Origin of the sequence: Neolewinella aurantiaca, assembly GCF_008014675.1 — a bacterium.
Classification (GTDB): domain Bacteria; phylum Bacteroidota; class Bacteroidia; order Chitinophagales; family Saprospiraceae; genus Neolewinella; species Neolewinella aurantiaca.
On the sequence record NZ_VOXD01000033.1, the window covers coordinates 35,717 to 54,243 of the forward strand.

Genomic DNA, 18,527 nt, shown 5'->3' on the forward strand with positions numbered 1-18,527 from the left:
GAATGGATAAGTATGGAACGGCAAAGTAAAGGGTAATGAGGGTGTTGATGCCTCACTTTTTTAGTTTGTTAAGGATTTTTACCGGGAGGTTAGCATATTGATAGCAGTTGGTTGCCGCCTGCCAAGTTAACGCATCAGCAACACATCACCCGTAATTTCCACTTTCCGACCTCCTGAAAGCTCTACAATAACCTTAAAGATGTAGACGTCTTGCTCGTAGACGTTCCCGTCGGGATGGTGGCCATCCCAGCCCCAGTTACCGTCGTTCGGGGTGACGGACTCTTCCATAAAGTAGACCATTTCTCCCCACCGGCTGAAAATGGCGAAGTCACTAAAGCTGAGCACTGTGGAGCGGGCGTATATCCGGAAGAGGTCGTTGACGCCATCGCCATTGGGGCTGAATACATTCGGCGCATAAATCGGTACGTAATCATCGACGATGATCTCTACCATAGCCGTCGCCGTACAGCCGAATTCATCCATCGTGGTAATCTCGTAGGTGGTGTTCTTGCCGGGGGAAACGAAAAAGTTGTCGGATTGAAACAGACTGTCCGGACCGGGAGAGAGCAGGTACCCCGTACCGTTCAGGTTGGTCAGGAGCTGCAGGCGAACACTGTCACCTTCCGCAATAATGGCACGGCGGGGACTGACGATCAGTTCTCCGCGGGGCGGAGCTTCGAAGTCGAAGCGTTCGCTCAGCAGGCAGCCGTTCATATCCTCGATCTGTAGCACCGAAGCACCAACCGGTAGTTGCAACGAGTCGGGCAGGTCGGGCAGGGGACGATAATTCTGGTCTGCGCTGGTTCGGAAAAGGTATGGGCCAACGCCGCCCTGTACCTCCTGCAGCACCAGATAAGGCAGCGTATCTACACAGTTTGCCTCTACCCGGCTCACCTGGGTTTCCAGTGACTCCGGAGCGACCAGAGTAACCTCGGCCTCTGCGGTACAGCCGCGCCTGCTGGTCACGCTTACGCTGTAATCTCCGGCAGGCAGGTTCTGAAGTACGGCTGAACTGCTCCCGTTGTCCCAACTGTAAATATAAGGCCTTTGGCCTCCGTTGGGGATTGCTATTATGGCCCCGTCTGAGCCTCCTGCACAGCTGACGGCATAGGCATCGTCGCCACTTAGTATTTCTATGTTTGCCGCGAGGTCTGTTTCTCTTATCTGCACGGTTCCCTGGCTGCCTACCTGGCAGCCATCACCGCCGGCTACGGCCAGAATGCTGACCTGGGTACCCACGGGAATTTGCCGGTTGATGGTGATCGAGCCATTCAGCAATGATATGGTATCCGTTGGGTCAGAGCTCAATACAACAGTGGCTATTCCGCTGCCATCGTAACTCAGTACCAGGTTTGGGGAGCCTCCCGGGCAAACGATTCCATCGCCGGAAAGCCGCACCGTAGGGACGGCATAATTACGAACCGTTACGAATACAAGGCTGTCGCAGCCGTATTGGTCTGCTATGTCGAGTTGGGTTAGTACCGATGTGGCGGGACGAACAAAGGTGACATCACCGTACACGAGCGTATCTCCCGTACAGATGGTGGTGTCCAGAAACCCTATTACTTCGGGCGGGAAGCTCAGGTTTACCATCACGGTCGTATCGCAGCCGGAGGATGAAGAGATAGGTAGCCTGACGGTTCCCTGTGGCCTGTTCACGTCGAAGAACTGACCGTAATAGTTCAAGCGGGAATACCGGCAAATTGTCGTGTCGAGGGTGCCGAGGGCTGGCTCCCGAAAGCTCACATTCACCATTACCGTACTGTCACAACCATTTGCCGAAGGTGTTGGTACCACCACGGGGCCCGAAGTCCGGTTCTCATGGAAGAACTGCCCGAAGAAGTTGAGCCGCTGCCCGGGGCACAGGGTCGTATCGAGGGCGCTGAACGCAGGTGCATAGAATTGGATGGAAACATTGATCGTGCTGTCGCAGCCCGCCGCCGAGGGCATCGGGGTGAGTACTTCCCCGGTCAGCCGGTTGGCGTTGAAAACCTGACCAAACAATCTCAGTTGATTGCCGATGCACAGTGTTGTATCCAGGTAGCTTACTGCCGGAGCAGCATAGCTGATGTTTACCATCAGGAAACTATCGCAGCCCCCCGCCGAAGGAAACGGCAGCGAAATTATATCCGAGAGCCGGTTTTCGTCGAAAACCTCACCAAAGAGGTTGAGCGGTGTTTCCGGGCAGAGCACAGTGTCGAGCTGCCCCACAGCGGGAGGCAGAAGCACGACGGGAAGGGTTCGGCCTACGGGGCGTGAACAACCGTTGCCGTCCGTTATGTCAAGAATTCGGATAACCACATCATTAAGGTCAGTAAGACCCAATTCGGCGGCACAGATCATCTCTGACCCCGAAGAATTCCGGTTGATGGTCATCTCCTGCTCTGGCCCTCCATTTTGGCTGAAGACGTAATCGATGGCGAAGGGAGGGGTTCCCGCCAGGTTCAGTTGCAAACTGACACAGTCGTCTTCGCAGGCGGGGCTCAGCCCCGTCGTCGATAACGATGGTATATCAGTAAAAGGCGTGATGTTTACACCATCGGTTGCTTCGCAACCGGATTCATCGACGATGGTGACGGTGTAGGAGCCGGGAGCCAACATGCCTATACTCGCCGTAGTGTCGCCGTTGCTCCAGCGGTAGGTCACCACGCCGAAGGGGTTGACGGGCGTCGCGGTCGCTGCTCCGCGGGCGTTGCCGCAATCCGGTTGGGTAGAAGTAGTTAATAGCCCGATCATACAAGGGCCCGGGTTGACGATGGCAGTACACTGGGTCGTACAGCCGTTTTGATCGGTCAGGATCAGGTTGTAGGTCCCTGGCCCCAGACCGTTGATGGTTGTGTCTGAGTTGGCGCTGATAACAAAGTCTCCCAGGTCTCCGCTGAGCTGCATAACGTTCCCTGTACCTGCGTTCGCGACTGAAACTGTTCCGTCCATGATACTGGCCAGTGTTTCTGCCGTTGCCGAGCAACTCAAGGTCAGTTGCGGTGGCTGCGTGATGACGAAATTATTGTTCGCTACGCAACCGTTGGCGTCGGTTACCTCAAGGGAATAGTTGCCGGCAATCAAGCCTCCCACGAGACTGTCGTTGGGAAGGCTGTCTACCGACCAGTTGTAAGTTAGGGGATATGCTCCTCCCGAAACGATTGCCGCAAGACCTCCGGTACTGTCCCCAAAACAATTGATTTGCTCGGTCAGCGTAAGGTCGACTCCGAACGGTTCCGGGTTATCGAGAACGACCACAATTGTATCCAGGGGGCAATCTGTCCGGTCAGAAACATGTATCCGGTAGGTGCCGGCGGGCAGGTCATTGACGACCCAGCGGCCATCGTATGCATCTACGTCCCAGTCGACAACGAGGCCGGGGCTGGCGCCGGTAATATCCAGCCGGATACTGCCATTATTTTCATCATTACAGCCGGGCGGGTCAAAGTCAACGGTAGCAGCGAGGGTACAGGGAGGAGGGACGATCGAAAACACACAGCTTCCCGTACAACCTTCGGTATTGTAAGTGCTTACGGTGTAGTCTCCGGCGAGCAGGCCTGTGATCTCAACGGTCGGTACGGTCGTTACAAACATTGAATCGAGCGGCCCGGATATGGTAACGAACCAATCTGGCCCGCTATCGAAATTCAACGTTACCTGTCCGTCACCAAAAATAGAGACAGGGTTGGTGGGGGTACAGTTGGGAAAGATATCGCAGTTGGCTTCGCCGATGGTGGCAACACACGTCCGGCTGCATCCGGTCTGGTCAGTAATCTCAAAAAAATAAGTGCCGGAAGGCAGGTCGTAGATCGTATCGCCGCTGGCAACTATGAGGTCATTTACGGCGGGCAGCGAATCTCCGGCCTGATCTACCGCAACGTAGCTCAACAGGAAGTCCGGAGTGCCACCGCTTAGCTCGAGTCCGATTTTACCGTCGTCCAGGAAGGGTAGCGTTTCGTCTACACCTCCGCAGTTGAAGGTGAAAGACGGTTCCGAAATTATGTTGACGGAACCACTGACTTCGCAAAGCCGGCTGTCGGTTACCGTATAGGTATAGGTTCCCGGGCCAAGACCGGTGAGTTCGGGCTCGGTTGAGCCATCCACGCCTGGTCCTTCCCATACGAGCATCGGGTTATGGTCGCCGGAGAAAGTCAAAGTAATGCCTCCGTTGAGGTTGCCATCGCAATCGCTGTTGATGACCTCAAGAATTTCTGCCGCTAGGTCGGAGCAATCGGGTTGGGGGATGATCAGGGTGCAATCTTCGGTACACATACTCTCCAGATCGAATACGGTGAAAACGTAAGTCCCTGCGGGCAGCCCGGTTAGGGTGGTAACCCCGTCGTTTATATTATTGAGGTTACCGCTTACCGGACCGGTCCAGCTGAGGTTATAGTCTCCCAGCCCGGCGAGGATGTCGATGTTTATCGTTCCGTCGGAGCCGCCGATAGTTGTTGGAGCGGTGAAGTCCGAGCAGGCAAAGGCGACATTGTCTAGTTGGGTGATGTTAGCATCCCAGTAGGCTGTGCAGCCGTAAAGGTCCATAATTTCGGCGCTGTAAATACCCGGCGTAAGGCCGGATATCATCGGCCCGGTTGCGGTGAACCCGTTGGGTCCGGTCCAGTTGATAGTAGTGCCGGTGCCATCTTCGGCTACACAATAGAAGCTTTCTGTCCGGAAAGAGTGCAGCCTTACGGAGCCTCCGGAGCCATTACACCCTATATCGCGTGCATCGACAGTAAAATAAGGGATATTGGGAGGGGCGCAGGATGGGCGGAAATCATAGGTACACTCCTCGTAACAACCAATGATGTTGCCATCGAAATCAGTGTCTGGCTGCAGATCGCCGTCAAAATCCTGCACACTCCAGACCTGAACGGTATAAATTCCGGGGGGTACACATTCGTTGAAAACATTGTCTCCTACAAGTATATAGGCTTCATAAGAAGTTCCGTCTGGCTGGTTTGGAGAGAAAACGGATTGAACAGGAAGGTGAGAAAAGCTGGCGCGGGAAATCTCGAAAGTATCCGTCCCGCTGTAAATTCTACTGTAATAAAGGTTGGCTCCGTTGGCCGTCCATGTCATAAAAGCGCCATTTCCGGGATTGTTATCTCCAGACGAGGGTGTTTCCCCTTCACAAGTGATGGAGAGGCCGATAGAGGGATCACATGGCATTTTCAAAGGGGATGGGGCGAAAGAAGCTCCAGATATGCGGTGTAATTCCAGGTCGCTTTTTAGGTCCTGGCTATGTTGAGCGGGCAAAAAATCCCCAATCATACACAGCATCAGGCAAAATAAAATCGGTTTCATAAAAGGGAGGCGTGTACTGATCAAGCCAAAGAAGTCAATCTAATGCAATTCAAAGATAGCCACGAAAAAGCTAAATGCACATTAGTTTAACATTCAATGGGTTAAACTAATCTGGATGTTGGGTAGCAAAGACGCGGTAAACGGTTGTTTTTGAGGGGGGAGCGGTTCCTCGTATAGCCTCAAAAATGACGCATTACCAGCCTTTTTTTTAAAAAGCGATAATTCCTCAACGCCAACCTTCACAAAATACTTACTTATCTTGTTGTAAGTTTGCACCGCGGTTCGGAGTCACATGCAGTGAGAAGAATTTGCTAAAGTTGCCCGTAAGGGTTTTCTTTGCGCCGCAATTGTTCATTAAACGCCAATAAGTTATGGCTAGCATTGAGAAAAAAGTAATACAAATCATTGTCGACAAGCTCGGCGTAGACGAAGCTGAAGTCACCTCGGAGGCAAGCTTCCAAAACGATCTCGGAGCAGACAGTCTTGACACTGTCGAGTTGATCATGGAATTCGAAAAAGAATTCGATATCAGCATTCCGGACGAGCAGGCGGAGAATATCCAAACTGTCGGCCATGCTGTTACCTACCTGGAAAGCAGCGTGGAAAAGTAATTGTTCCCATTTACTTTCTTTCCGCCGCCCGACGTTCCTGCCCCGGCAGGCCACGGGCGGCGGTTTTTTGTTTAAGAAGGGCTCCTCTCTTCCCGGAGTCCCCCCCTTACCCGCGGCAAAGTATATTTGCCCCTCACAATCCAAAAGATTTAACCCATGAAGCGCGTAGTAGTGACCGGTATCGGTGCCCTCACGGCCATCGGGAACAACGTCCCCGAATACCTCGAAGGCCTGAAAAGTGGTAAAAGTGGTGCACAGCCCATTACCCAGTTCGATCCTGAACAATTCAAGACTCAGTTTGCCTGTGAAGTCACCAACTGGGACCCTACAGACAGATTGGATAAACGCGCCATCCGGCGCCTCGACCGCTATATCGTTATGGCGCTCTACGCTGCCGATGAAGCGCTGAAAATGGCGGGCATAAATAATGAGGCTGGAGAGAGAATCTTTGACCTTGACCCAGACCGCGCCGGCGCAATCGTTGCCTCTGGTATTGGCGGCCTTGGTACGCTCGAAAAAGAAATAATGGATTTTGCGGATGGCAGCGGTACACCGCGCTACAATCCTTTCATGATTCCAAAGATGATTGCCAACATGGGGGCTGGTCATATCAGTATGGAGCATAACCTGCGTGGCCCCAGCTACGCAACCGTCAGTGCCTGCGCATCCGGAGGCCACGCCTTAGCCGCTGCAGCCGACGACATCCGGCTCGGCCGGGCCGACCTGATGATCACCGGTGGCTCCGAAGCAGTAGTGACTAAAGTTGGCATCGGTGGCTTCAACAGCATGAAGGCGCTGAGTACCCGCAACGACGACTACAAAACAGCCAGCCGCCCTTACGACGCCGAACGCGACGGATTCGTTCTCGGTGAAGGTGCAGGAATCATTATTCTGGAAAGCCTCGACCACGCCCTGGCCCGCGGCGCTACCATCCTCGCAGAAGTAGCAGGTTACGCCGCCAGTTCGGATGCCTACCACATCTCGGCGCCTCACCCCGAAGGCGCGGGTGCTAAAATGGCGATGATCAATGCCCTGAAGTACGCTGAACTCAAGGCCTCTGATGTAGACTACATCAATACCCACGGTACCTCCACTCCGCTTGGAGATACTGCAGAACTGAAAGCCATTCAACTTGCCTTCGGCGAAGACGTCTACGACCTCAATATCAGCTCTACCAAGTCGATGACCGGTCACCTGCTTGGAGCCGCCGCTGCAGTAGAATCAGTCGCCTGTATCCTGGCAATTCAGCACAATTTCGTACCCCCAACCATCAATCACTTCACGGACGACCCCGAAATTGACCCTAAACTGGACTTAACCTTCAATAAGTCGGTCGAAAAGCCCGTGAATGTTGCGCTTTCTAATACCTTTGGGTTCGGAGGTCATAATTCGGCCACAATATTCAAGCGCTACAACCCCTAATACAAGGTGATCAAAACGATCAGACGAATTTATAATTTTTACTTCAGCCCGGAGAAGGATTTTGTCCGTCGGCTACGACGTCTCCTTGGCTTTACGCCCGCTTACCTCAAAATCTTCAAGCTTGCTTTTCATCACAAAAGCAGTAACGATGGCGCTAAAAGCTCGCCTTACGGAGGGCAAAGTAACGAGCGCCTCGAATATCTGGGAGACGCCGTGCTCGGGACAATCGTTGCGGAATACCTCTACAAGAAGTACCCCACCGAAGACGAAGGCTTCCTGACCAAAATGCGCTCCAAGATCGTGAAGCGCAAAAGCCTCAACGAGATCGGGTTTAATATGGGGCTCGACGAAATCCTCTCCACCTACAACAATACCCGGATCGCGAAGTCCATGCTAGGTAATGCTGTGGAAGCACTTGTAGGTGCAGTTTACGTAGAGCAGGGATATGCGCTGACGACGAAGTTCGTCGTTCGCCGGATGCTGAAAAATTACGTTGATGTGGAAGGTTTGGAAACCTTCGATGACAATTATAAAAGCCAATTGCTGGAATACTGTCAGAAAAACGGCCAGCGGGTGGATTACAAAATCCTCAAACGCTTCAAACAAGACAAACGCGACCGCTTCCGCGTCGCTGTCCTGGTAGACGGAGCAAAACTGGCCGTAGGCGAAGACTACAATAAAAAATCTGCGGAGCAGATTGCGTCTAAGCGGGCGCTCCAGGGGATGGGAATGGCGGTTACCCAGAAGTGAGTTAGCGGATTGGAGCGTTGCGGCCGCAAGCAGCATTCGTAGTGCCAGGCTTTCTCATCCGAGGAAGCCGTGCAACTCATAGTTCATTCGAAGTACCGTGCCCGGCTCGGCGATCAGAAACGAGAGCAGGAACTCTGCGACTCACTTTTACCCTAACGTGCTTTGCACCTGCGGTCTCGCCCATTTACTTTTCCCTTCCTAACAAATACCTTACCCCGCGCCGCAACGTTACCTTTGTGAGTCGATTCAGCATATGAGCATCTTACCTTCTTCATCCCGTTGGCCCCTTTATCTGGCAATTGCCGGGTTAATTGTTGTAGGTGCGTCTGTTTGGTATACAAACGTTCTGGCCAATAAACTCGCAGAAATCGAGAAGAAGAATGTGAGTTTATACAGTCAGGTATTGCAGAGACTGCAGTTCTTTGACCCTAATGAAGACGATGGGGATGTGATGGACGATGTATCCATAGAGCAGGAAATTCTTGCCAATATGGAAACCGTACCCCGGCTCCTTGTGAATTCCTTTACGAATGAAATAGACGATGCTCAGGGGTTTGGAGAGAGTAATCTTGATACTCTTTATCTTAAAAGCGTCCTGGAACGATGGGTTGAAAGTGGGGTGGAGCCTATCCAAATCGATGCGCAGTTGTTGTATGTAGGTGAAAGCTGGTTGTTGCAACAGTTACGGTATTTTCCTTACGTGCAGTTGTTCCTGATTACATCATTCGTCATCATCGGTGTTCTCGGCATCAACCAAACCAGAAAGGCCGAGCAAAACCGCGTCTGGGTCGGCCTCGCCAAAGAAACCGCGCACCAATTGGGAACCCCCATCAGTGCCATCATGGGCTGGGTCGAGCACCTGAAAATGATGTACGCCGATGACGACGACATCATGGAAGTATCCAACGAATTGGCTTACGATGTAGACCGCCTCAGTATGGTGGCCAATCGGTTCAGTAAGATCGGTGCAACGCCAGAACTTGAGCCAGCCAACATCTACGCAGAGCTGAATAAATGCCGCGATTACATGCAAAAGAGAGCGCCCCGTAAGGTCGCTTTTGATTTTCCCAACGCTGATGCCGGCAACGCCCAGGTATCAATCAATCCCCTGCTTTTCGACTGGGTTTTCGAGAACCTGCTCCGCAATGCGCTCGACGCGATGGACGGCAAAGGCAAGCTCACCGGACGCATTCGAGAGGAGGATACAAAGATCCATATTGACATAACGGACACCGGAAAGGGAATTGCGCCGAAGAACGTCCGCAAGGTGTTTAACCCGGGCTTTACGACCAAAAAGCGTGGCTGGGGGCTGGGACTGAGCCTCGTCAAACGCATCGTGCAGGAGTACCATAACGGTAAAATTGCGGTCAGCCATTCCGAAGTAGGGAAAGGGACTACGTTTACGATTACACTACCCAGGGTTTAGAATCTGGAATCATGGAGTCTGAAGAGCCACCGCACGTATTGTTTGCTGCGCTGTGCTTGCTCACCCTGGGCGAACAAGCGTAGCGTAATGAGCGGCTCCAGACTCGTCTCCCAACCTTACCTTTGCCGCTATGCAAGAAACCATCGTCGCCATAGCTACGCCCACCGGAGAGGGAGCCATCGGAATCGTTCGTTTGTCGGGCAGGGATTGTATTGCCCTGGTCGATGATTTTTTTCCGGCGCGGACGCTGGTGCAAAGTGAGGCCCGAAAAGCATGGTTCGGCATCATTACCGATGAGGAGGGTAGGGCGATCGACGAAGTCGTCGTCACCCTTTACCGCGCTCCGGCGAGCTATACGGGGGAAGACTCGGTCGAGATCAGCTGCCACGGCAGCCCCTTCATCCTCAGTCGGGTGGTACAGCTTTGTTTAGACGCTGGTGCGCGCATGGCCGCCCCGGGCGAGTTCTCCCAACGCGCTTTCCTGAACGGAAAGCTCGACCTCAGCCAGGCGGAAGCCGTCGCCGATCTCATCGCCAGCCAGTCTGCCGCAGCTCACCGGATTGCCCTGCACCAGCTCCGGGGTGGCGTTTCCAACGAAATAAAAGACCTCCGCCAGAAGCTGATCGACTTCGCCAGCCTCATCGAGCTGGAGCTCGACTTCGGAGAAGAGGACGTCGAGTTTGCCGACCGCAACCAACTCCGCGACCTCGTCGAGAAAATCCGTGCCCGGATCACTCAGCTCACCACCAGTTTCCGCTTGGGCAACGCCATCAAGCTGGGCATCACTACGGTGATCGCCGGCCGGCCGAATGCGGGTAAGTCTACGCTCCTCAACGCCCTCCTCAACGAGGAGCGTGCCATTGTATCCCACATTCCGGGAACCACCCGCGATACCATCGAGGAAACGCTGAACATCGGCGGCGTTACCTTCCGCCTCGTCGATACCGCCGGCATTCGCGAAGCCTCCGATACCATCGAGGCTATCGGCGTAGAGCGGGCCATCGAACGGGTGCGGACGAGCCAGCTGCTCGTCTATGTTTTCGACGTCGTCGAAACCAACCCTGAAACCCTCGCCAGCGATCTTGACCGCCTGTACCGCGAAGACCTGCAACTGATCGTTGTCGCCAATAAAATGGACCTCAACCCATACACGAAGTACGAACAGTACTTTGGGGACGACTACGCCGGGAAGTGGGCCGTAGACAAGGAAGACTTCATCCCGATGGTTGCAAAAGACCGGGCCAACCTGGGGTATTTACAAGATCGCCTCCTCGCTACGGCCACCGGCGGCACAGCTGGTTTAGACCAACAGCAGGTTGTGCTTTCCAACGCCCGCCACTACGATGCGCTCCGCCGCGCCGACGAAGCACTGGTCCGGGTACTGGATGGTTTGAACGTTGGCATCAGCCAGGATTTTGTAGCGATGGACATCCGCCAGAGCCTGCGGGAGTTGGGGGAGATTACCGGAGAAATTACCACAGATGATTTGCTCGGAAATATCTTTTCAAACTTTTGCATAGGTAAGTAGTCATGCGTTTTAAGCCTGATATGCTACCGTTCCGTAAAAATATCGTCACATTGCAACTTTTCTTCAGAGAAATGGCGCTTCGTAAATTGTGTAACCTTTTTGCGTGATTTTGTATTTTTAGGCATTGTGTAATCTTATTGGTGTCGAAAAAGGACCTAAATGTGTTGTTAGGGTATTGTCTCCCTTGCGTTGCTGCTAAGTGACTTACTTTCAGTGCTTTCGTCGGAAAGAACAGGCATCGTATCTTTGATGTTAACGGATTAAGAGCTTTGACCAGAAAATTGAAACTACTCTCTTATTACATTGGTCTCTCTTCTAAAGGTTGCATAACGTGAATACAGATTTTAACGACAACCAGTATTTTGCTGGCGAAAGAACATCAGGAGCCATGGCCCACGCCGCTCCCCAAATTTCCTCAGGGATTTCCACCAAGCGTACGATTCCTTACGGAATGGATGAAGCGGAGTACGAGTCGTACGTAATTGGCTGTCAGGATACGCTGGAAGCGTGCAATGACTATCTTGCGTTTTATACTCAACATGCCAATGCCCCCTTTGCCGTTTAAGAGCTTTCATATTTATGAAGCCAGACCTAAATCCAACCTACCCGATCAGTTTGTAATTAGTATTACTTCCGCCACTTATGTGAGCCGTCAGGAAACAAGCTTTTTAACCGTCGTGCCTTTGCGCGAATTTCAGATCACTTACGATCACCCCCTCATTGTAATTGTCGACCCGGCCGCTAACCGCGATATTGAACTCGTTCGCCCCTTGGCTGCATATGTCAGTTCCATCCAGTCTATCCCTTCCCATTTGTACATTCCTCATAGCCAGGGAGAGATTTCTGAAGTGGTCAAAAAGGAATTAAAGAAAAAGCTCAACGGCTGGCTTGATCTGGGGAGTTGAAAAAGCCCGTCCCTCCCGCGGGGAGAAACGGGCGCATACACTCAAAACGTCAAAACCTAAATGGCTTGCAACGAGCAGGGTGGCGGCTGTCCTCACGGTACATCCGGTCTTCAGTCTTCATCTCGCTCTCAACGGATTACTACTCTGAATTCAGAGACCTTTATTGGATCGCCGCCAATACCCCCTGTCGTTATTTCTTGTGCTCTTTTGTTGTCTGATACAGCGGCGGTGCTGTCCTACAGCCGGTCGTAACGCCACAGCTCCAGGTCCTCGATCATCCGGACGAGTTTGTCGCCATAGCGGGGGTCTGTTGCGTAGCCTGCTTTCCGCAGGCCGTGCGACCAGTTTTTATAGTCGGTTTTTGCCAGAGTGAAGAGGCTTTTGTAGCGCGACTTCATCAGTACCTTAGAGTGTTCCCGGTAGCTCTCTTCGGGTGTTTCGAAATTGCGGAAGAAGTCTTTGTGGTGATCGTCGGAATGGTTCGAGCAGTGCCCTTTGCGGCACTTCTTGCTGAAGCATTTGATGCCGAAGTGGTTGTTGTTCTTCCGGGCAAGGGTGCTCCGCCCGGTCCCGCTTTCCAGCAGCCCCTGGGCAAGCGTTATACTGGCGGGTATGCCGTGTGTTTCCATCTCGGCGAGCGCAACGAGCTTAAAGCGATCTACGTAAGCGAGCTGTTTCTTCTGGCGTGCGGTCCATTCTTTTGCCGGAGCAACGTAGCCCGTCAGCTTTGCTTCAGTAACGGCCTCTGCACCTGCGGCCCCGCCCGAAATCGTTGGGCCGCCCGCTGAATTATTGAATACTGAAGTCTCTTTTACCGATAGCCATCCGTCTCCACCCCCGATGGACACATTGAAACTGAACTCTCGTTGGGTAAACAAAAGGGTGAGACAAGCCAAAACTACAAGTTTTGTCCAGGGGCTGGTGACCTGTTTATGTACCCGCTGATAGAGTTCGTTCAAAAGAAGCTTCCAGCCGGTGGGTATGGGGAGTTGCGCTTGTTTCATTTTGTTTTAATTGTGAGCGCAAGGTATACACTTTGCTTTAAGTTTGCAACAAAACAAGATTTGTTTGTTAATTTTAATTCGTTTTGTTTGAATTTGATTCGTCGTTTACGCAAGCCTTAACCCTTTCTTAAGAGGCCTGTCCGGGCCTGCTGGTTAACTTTGCGGTCTTACAATTCCCCTGTTTTATGAAAAAGCTTTTTTTTGTTTTCCTGCTTACTGCCTTTTCCATCTCTTCTGCTTTTGCTCAGAAATACGGACACGTTAACTTCGGGAATCTTCTCAGTCTGATGCCTGAGGTTGCTACTGCCGAAGCCGAGCTTCAGACTTACGAAAAAGAGCAAATTGCTATAGGAGAAAAGATGGTGGCAGACTTCAAGAAGGAATACGCCGAAACGGAAGCGAAGGTGAACGATATCACACCAAAGGAGTTGCAGACCATTCAGGCCAAGCTCGAAAAAGACCAGGTTGCTATCCAGAAATTTGAGCAGCAAATGGGCCGTAACGTAGAGATCAAGCGCCAGGAGTTGCTTGGCCCGATCATTCAGAGCGCCAAGGATGTAGTAAACACAATCGCCGAGGAACTGGGCTACGAACTGGTCTTTGATTCTTCGATCTTCGGTTCAATACTATTTGCTGAAGATACTACCGATCTTTTGCCTGCGGTTAAAGAGCGCCTCGGTATCGAGTAACACCGGTTTAAAAACCTTCCGGGTGTAAATCGTCCCACTGGGTAGCTGCCTGGTAGGCAGCTGCAATATTCACGAGGGACTGCTCACCGAAGAGCTTTCCCGTAAAGGTGATGCTGGTGGGCGTTCCTTCTTCGTTCATCCCGTTGGGTACCGTGATGCTCGGGTGCCCGGTCATATTGGTAATGAACAGACTGTTGGAGTGCCAGCTCGGGTTTACGTAGGCGTCTACATCAGCTTCGGCGAACGCTTTGTCTACATCTTCCATGAGTTGGCGGCGCAGCCGGCTGGCCTGTACGTAGGCGACGGCGGGCACGAAGTGCGCGGTCCGGAAAGCGTTGGGCCATGCGTTGGCTATTTGCCGTGTCAGTTCGTCGTCTTTGTTACTGCGGGTCAGAGATTCAAAGGCGGCCGCTGCTTCGACGTTGAGCATAAAACCGATGTTAGGTTCCTCCGGCAATTCGATCGGCACCAATTCGTAGCCCAGTTCTTTGAGCACCTCCAGGGCGGTGGAGTCCTGACTGCGGAACGGGTAATCCCGCTCCATTCTCGATTTATAATATCCCAGGCGGGTTCCTGCTTTCACACGGGTAGTTGGCCATTCGTACTGAAAACCCGCTTCAATGGCGTGCGCATCGCGCGGGTCGTAGTTGGCAATGGCCGCGAGCACCAGTCCGGCATCGGCTGCAGAGCGGGTAATTGGGCCAATTTTATCCATACTCCAGCTCAGGGCCATCGCTCCGTGGCGGCTTACCCGCCCGAAGGTCGGGCGCAGACCGGTGGTGCCACAAACGGTGCTCGGGCTCACGATGCTGCCCAGCGTTTCGGTGCCGATGGCGAAGGGAACAAGGCCAGCCGCAACGGCGCTTGCGGAGCCGGCGCTCGAACCCGAACTACCCTTTTCCGTATCCCAGGGGTTGCGGGTCATCTCGCCGTACCAGACATCTCCCCAGGCCAGGGCGCCCATGCTGAGTTTTGCGATCAGGATGGCACCGGCATCGTCGAGTTGCTCGATGACCGACGCGTCCACATCAATAGTTTGGTCTTTGTAGGGGGCTGCGCCCCAGGTAGTAGGGTAACCTTTAGCGGCAAGCAGGTCTTTTGCACCGTAGGGAATGCCGTGCAGCGGGCCACGGTATTTCCCCGCGGCGAGTTCGGCGTCCAGAGCGTCGGCCCGGGCCAGTGCGCGTTCTTCGGTCAGGGTGATCACGCAGTGCAGTTCCGGTGCTTTCAGCTTCAGCCGTTTTATGAAAGCTTCGGTTACTTCCCGGCAGCTCGCTTTGCGGTCTCTGATGAGGTGGCCCAGGCGCGCAACGGTCATCCATTTCAGCCAACCTCCGTCGGCGCAAAGTGGCGAAGAGAGAGGAGGCGGGGCCGCAGGTGCAGAGACGGTTTTTGAAGCAGGAAGCTGCTCCGCCCGCAGTACCGGGTTGAAGATCAGGGTAGGGGACAGGCCGTTGTTCAGCGGGGTTTGGCCCAACTCCTGCAGTGTTTCGCGTTGCCGCTCAAGGCCGGGTAGTGCGAGCTCGATCTCGTCGTCGTCCAGAAAATCGATGCCGAGGACTTTGGCAGCGGTCTCTACGTCGCTTTTCGTGAGGGCTTCGTTGATGGCCATGCCGAAGGCGAAGATGAGCAGGGCGATGCCGGTAAGCAGTAGTGGCTTTGGGATATTCATGCTGATACTGAGTTAGGGGGGAGGTGAAGATACGAACCTGCCGGTACGCATGGCGGAGGCAAGGAGATATTGTGTGCATCTCGTGACACACACGTAGGTGTTGAGCAGGCAACTCCGCTTGCTTTTACGCTAAACCGGGATTGGCGCTCCGGTGACGACAATAAAAAAGCGTTCAGCATCCATATTTAAACATCCGGGCAGCACGTAGTGCTGAGTGAATGCTTAAATGTTGAATACTGAACGCCTGATGATCGGGACCCGCTCACCGTTGGTGAGCCCCCGGAAACAACTCAGAAGAACTAAGCGAAGGCTTTTTCTACCAGAGCTGTCTGCTCTTTAACGTGTACTTTCTTGTAGCCGGTTGCGGGAGATGCGGTACCAGGGCGGCCAACGTAAGCAAGCTTAATGCCAAATGCCTCGTTGTACAGCATGTGCTCGCTGATGTAAGACCACGCACCTGCGTTGCGGCTTTCTTCCTGAACCCACATCACTTCAGCGCCTTTGTAACGTTTCAGGATGGCTTGCATCTGTTTGGTCGGTAGCGGGAAGAGTTGCTCTAGCCTCACAATCGCCACGTCGTCGCGCTGGTTCTGTTCTTTGTACTGAGCCAGGTCGAAGTAGACCTTACCTGTGCAGAGGAGCAGGCGCTTGACCTTTTTGTTGCCGGTTTTGGTAACGGTCGGGTCGTCGAGGATTTCCTGGAAGCGGGTACCGGGGCCAAAGTCTTCGACCGGGCTGACCGCCATTGCGTGGCGCAGGCCTGATTTCGGGGCCATGTTGATGAGCGGCTTGCGGAAGTCCCAGGCAAGCTGACGGCGCATCAGGTGGAAGAAGTTTGCTGGCATCGTTACGTTGGTAACGATCATGTTGAACTCGGCACAGAGTTGAAGGAAGCGCTCGAGGCGGGCGCTGGAGTGCTCGGGGCCCTGGCCTTCGTAGCCGTGGGGCAGGAGGACAGCCAGGCCGTTCATCCGTGACCACTTCGACTCTCCGCTGGAGATGAACTGATCGAAGATGGTCATGGCGCCGTTGGCGAAATCACCAAACTGAGCTTCCCAGATAACGAGGTTGTCCGGGCTGGCGGTAGCGTAGCCGTACTCGAAACCGAGTACCGCAAATTCTGAGAGCAGGGAGTTGAAGATGAGTAGCTTGCCCTGGTCGTCGCTCAGGCCGTCGAGACGGTTGAGCTTCTGGTTACCGTCGGCACTGGTCAGTACAGCGTGCCGGTGGCTGAAAGTGCCACGGCGAACATCCTGACCGGACATCCGGACATTGTGACCGTCCATCAGCAGCGTTGCATAAGAGGTCAGTTCTCCCAGTGCCCAGTCGAGCTTATTCGCTTCGATGGATTTGCGGTAACCTTCAAAGAGGCGGTTAACTTTCTTCACCGGCGCGAAATCTTCCGGCAGGGTGACCAGGTGGCTGAGGATCGACTTCACCTTGTCAAGCGCTACTCCTGTTTCAGGAGATTGCTCGAAGAATTTCATTTCCCAGTGGTCGCTCTCCAGTGCGCGCCATGCTTCTTCCGGCGGCTGGTAGCGGTAAGGGATGTCTTTGCTCTTTACGCTGGTGTGAATGTCTTGCAGACGGTCCTTAAATTCTTTACCCAGCTTTTTGGCTTCTTTTTCAGCGATGTCTCCGCGCTCTACGAGTTGAGCGATGTAGAGTTTGCGGACATCAGGGTGCTTTTTTACTTTTTCGTACATCCCTGGCTGGGTGTAGCCGGGGTCGTCACCTTCGTTGTGGCCGTGCTTACGGTAACAAAGCATGTCGATGTAAACGTCGGAGTTGAACTTGTTGCGGTATTCAACGGCCAGGCGGGAGACATAGAGCACGGCTTCGGGGTCATCTCCGTTGACGTGGAAAACGGGCGACTGGGTAACCGACGCAACGCCGGTACAGTAGATGCTCGTCCGGGCATCATCCTGATCGGTGGTGAAGCCGATCTGGTTGTTGATTACGTAGTGGATGGTACCTCCGGTGGTGTACGCATCGAGCTCACTCATCTGAGCGGTTTCGAAAACGACGCCTTGCCCTGCCACCGCAGCATCACCGTGGATGAGGATGGGGAGAATCTTATCGTAGTCGTTGCCGTAGAGCATATCTGCCTTCGCGCGGGCGAAGCCTTCCACTACGGGGCCTACTGCTTCGAGGTGACTTGGGTTGGGAGCGAGTTTTACGTGAACCTCTTTATCTGAGGTAGTCTTCATGATGCTGCTGAAGCCCATGTGGTACTTTACGTCACCGTCTCCTTTTACCTTATCGGGAACGACGCCCTCGAACTCCTGGAAGATGCTTTCGTAGCTTTTGCCCATGATGTTGGCAAGGACGTTGAGCCGGCCACGGTGGGCCATGCCGATCACTACTTCTTCGACGCCTTCAACGGCAGCCTGGTTGATGATGCCGTCGAGACCAACGATTGCCGCCTCTCCTCCTTCGAGGCCGAATCGCTTCTGTGCCGGGTACTTTACCTTCAGGAAGTCCTCGAAGCCTACGGCGTCGTTGAGTCGGGAGAGAATGTGTTCTTTGTCGGTTTTGCTGAGGCTGAAGGCGTTCTCCGGCTCGTGTTTTTCGATGCGGGTACGCAGCCAACGGCGCTTTTCGCGGAGGAAAATATGGTCGAACTCGACACCGAGAGCGCCCAGGTATACTTTATCGAGGTGAGCGATGATCTCCCGCAGGGTGCTGGGTGGGAGGAAGAGTTGCTCGGCAGCGTGGAAGACCACGTCGAGGTCGCTCTCGGCCAGCTCAAAGCGGGTGAGATCCAGAACTGCGTCAGGATCATCAAATTCATTGATGGGGTCGATGGCAGCGTCCATGTGTCCACGAACGCGGTAGGCTTTGATGAGCGCGAAAACGCTTAGCTCTTTACGAACGTGCCCCCAATCGGTTGTGCCGTCTGCAGTTTTTGGCAGGGCTGCGGCGTTTGGCTCGTAGCTTCCGTTCTGGTTGGCCGATGCGTAATCGAAACCAAGGAAGAAATCTTTCCAGCTCTGATCTATAGATTCGGGATCGGTAAGGAACTGCTGGTATAGGTTCTCGATGTACCGCGGATTGGCGTTGGAAAGCTGAGAAAAGTTGCTCATGGTATTAGTTGATCGGCGCGCAAAGGGATGATGGTTGCCCCTTGCAGGTAGCTTAGCTATTTGCTTAATACGCAGCAGAAAACCTGCTGTATAAATTCCCGCAAAGTTCCGCAAAAAAGCTGGGGTACGGGTGGTTTTTTGTGGT

At 53.5% G+C, this 18,527-nt stretch carries 12 protein-coding genes; 8 read left to right on the forward strand and 4 right to left on the reverse strand.

All coding sequences use genetic code 11. The features are described 5' to 3' along the window. Positions 1-126: 126 nt before the first annotated feature. On the reverse strand, positions 127-5,154 hold the full coding sequence (locus tag FUA23_RS17895; protein WP_187271118.1) for a T9SS type B sorting domain-containing protein: 5,028 nt from the start codon (positions 5,152-5,154) through the stop codon (positions 127-129). A 506-nt stretch (positions 5,155-5,660) separates the two neighbouring features. On the opposite strand from FUA23_RS17895, the gene FUA23_RS17900 reads away from it, so the two are divergent. From FUA23_RS17900 to FUA23_RS17925, 7 genes are all read left to right on the forward strand, one after another. Further along, positions 5,661-5,900, forward strand: coding sequence for an acyl carrier protein (locus FUA23_RS17900; RefSeq protein WP_147932138.1), 240 nt, complete (start codon positions 5,661-5,663; stop codon positions 5,898-5,900). A 156-nt stretch (positions 5,901-6,056) separates the two neighbouring features. Then, entirely contained in the window at positions 6,057-7,322 is a 1,266-nt protein-coding gene (gene fabF, locus FUA23_RS17905; protein ID WP_147932139.1) for a beta-ketoacyl-ACP synthase II, read from the forward strand. A gap of 6 nt (positions 7,323-7,328) precedes the next feature. Further along, positions 7,329-8,072 carry a ribonuclease III gene (gene rnc / locus FUA23_RS17910; RefSeq protein ID WP_246144337.1) on the forward strand — a complete coding sequence of 248 codons (744 nt, stop codon included), beginning with the start codon at positions 7,329-7,331 and terminating at the stop codon, positions 8,070-8,072. A 403-nt stretch (positions 8,073-8,475) separates the two neighbouring features. Next, positions 8,476-9,498, forward strand: coding sequence for a sensor histidine kinase (locus tag FUA23_RS17915; RefSeq protein WP_246144339.1), 1,023 nt, complete (start codon positions 8,476-8,478; stop codon positions 9,496-9,498). Positions 9,499-9,628: 130 nt separating this feature from the next. Next, complete coding sequence (mnmE, locus tag FUA23_RS17920) at positions 9,629-11,026, forward strand: tRNA uridine-5-carboxymethylaminomethyl(34) synthesis GTPase MnmE (protein ID WP_147932141.1); 1,398 nt, start codon at positions 9,629-9,631, stop codon at positions 11,024-11,026. Between the two features lie 331 nt (positions 11,027-11,357). Further along, positions 11,358-11,591 carry a hypothetical protein gene (locus FUA23_RS22430; protein ID WP_187271119.1) on the forward strand — a complete coding sequence of 78 codons (234 nt, stop codon included), beginning with the start codon at positions 11,358-11,360 and terminating at the stop codon, positions 11,589-11,591. Then, positions 11,548-11,931 (forward strand): hypothetical protein, encoded by a 384-nt coding sequence (locus FUA23_RS17925; protein WP_147932142.1) that lies wholly within the window; start codon positions 11,548-11,550, stop codon positions 11,929-11,931. Before FUA23_RS22430 ends, FUA23_RS17925 begins: the two co-directional genes overlap by 44 nt. Before the next feature lie 236 nt (positions 11,932-12,167). Here the strand turns inward: FUA23_RS17925 and FUA23_RS17930 are convergent, their stop codons facing one another. Continuing rightward, a complete protein-coding gene (locus FUA23_RS17930; protein ID WP_147932143.1) occupies positions 12,168-12,935 on the reverse strand; it encodes a glycoside hydrolase family 73 protein in 768 nt (255 codons plus the stop codon). 185 nt (positions 12,936-13,120) lie between these two features. Between FUA23_RS17930 and FUA23_RS17935 the strand changes: the two genes are divergently transcribed. After that, a complete protein-coding gene (locus FUA23_RS17935; protein WP_147932144.1) occupies positions 13,121-13,624 on the forward strand; it encodes an OmpH family outer membrane protein in 504 nt (167 codons plus the stop codon). A gap of 7 nt (positions 13,625-13,631) precedes the next feature. On the opposite strand, the gene FUA23_RS17940 is transcribed toward FUA23_RS17935, so the two are convergent. Beyond that, positions 13,632-15,296 (reverse strand): amidase, encoded by a 1,665-nt coding sequence (locus FUA23_RS17940; protein WP_147932145.1) that lies wholly within the window; start codon positions 15,294-15,296, stop codon positions 13,632-13,634. Between the two features lie 299 nt (positions 15,297-15,595). After that, on the reverse strand, positions 15,596-18,382 hold the full coding sequence (locus tag FUA23_RS17945) for a 2-oxoglutarate dehydrogenase E1 component (protein WP_147932146.1): 2,787 nt from the start codon (positions 18,380-18,382) through the stop codon (positions 15,596-15,598). Positions 18,383-18,527 lie beyond the last annotated feature (145 nt).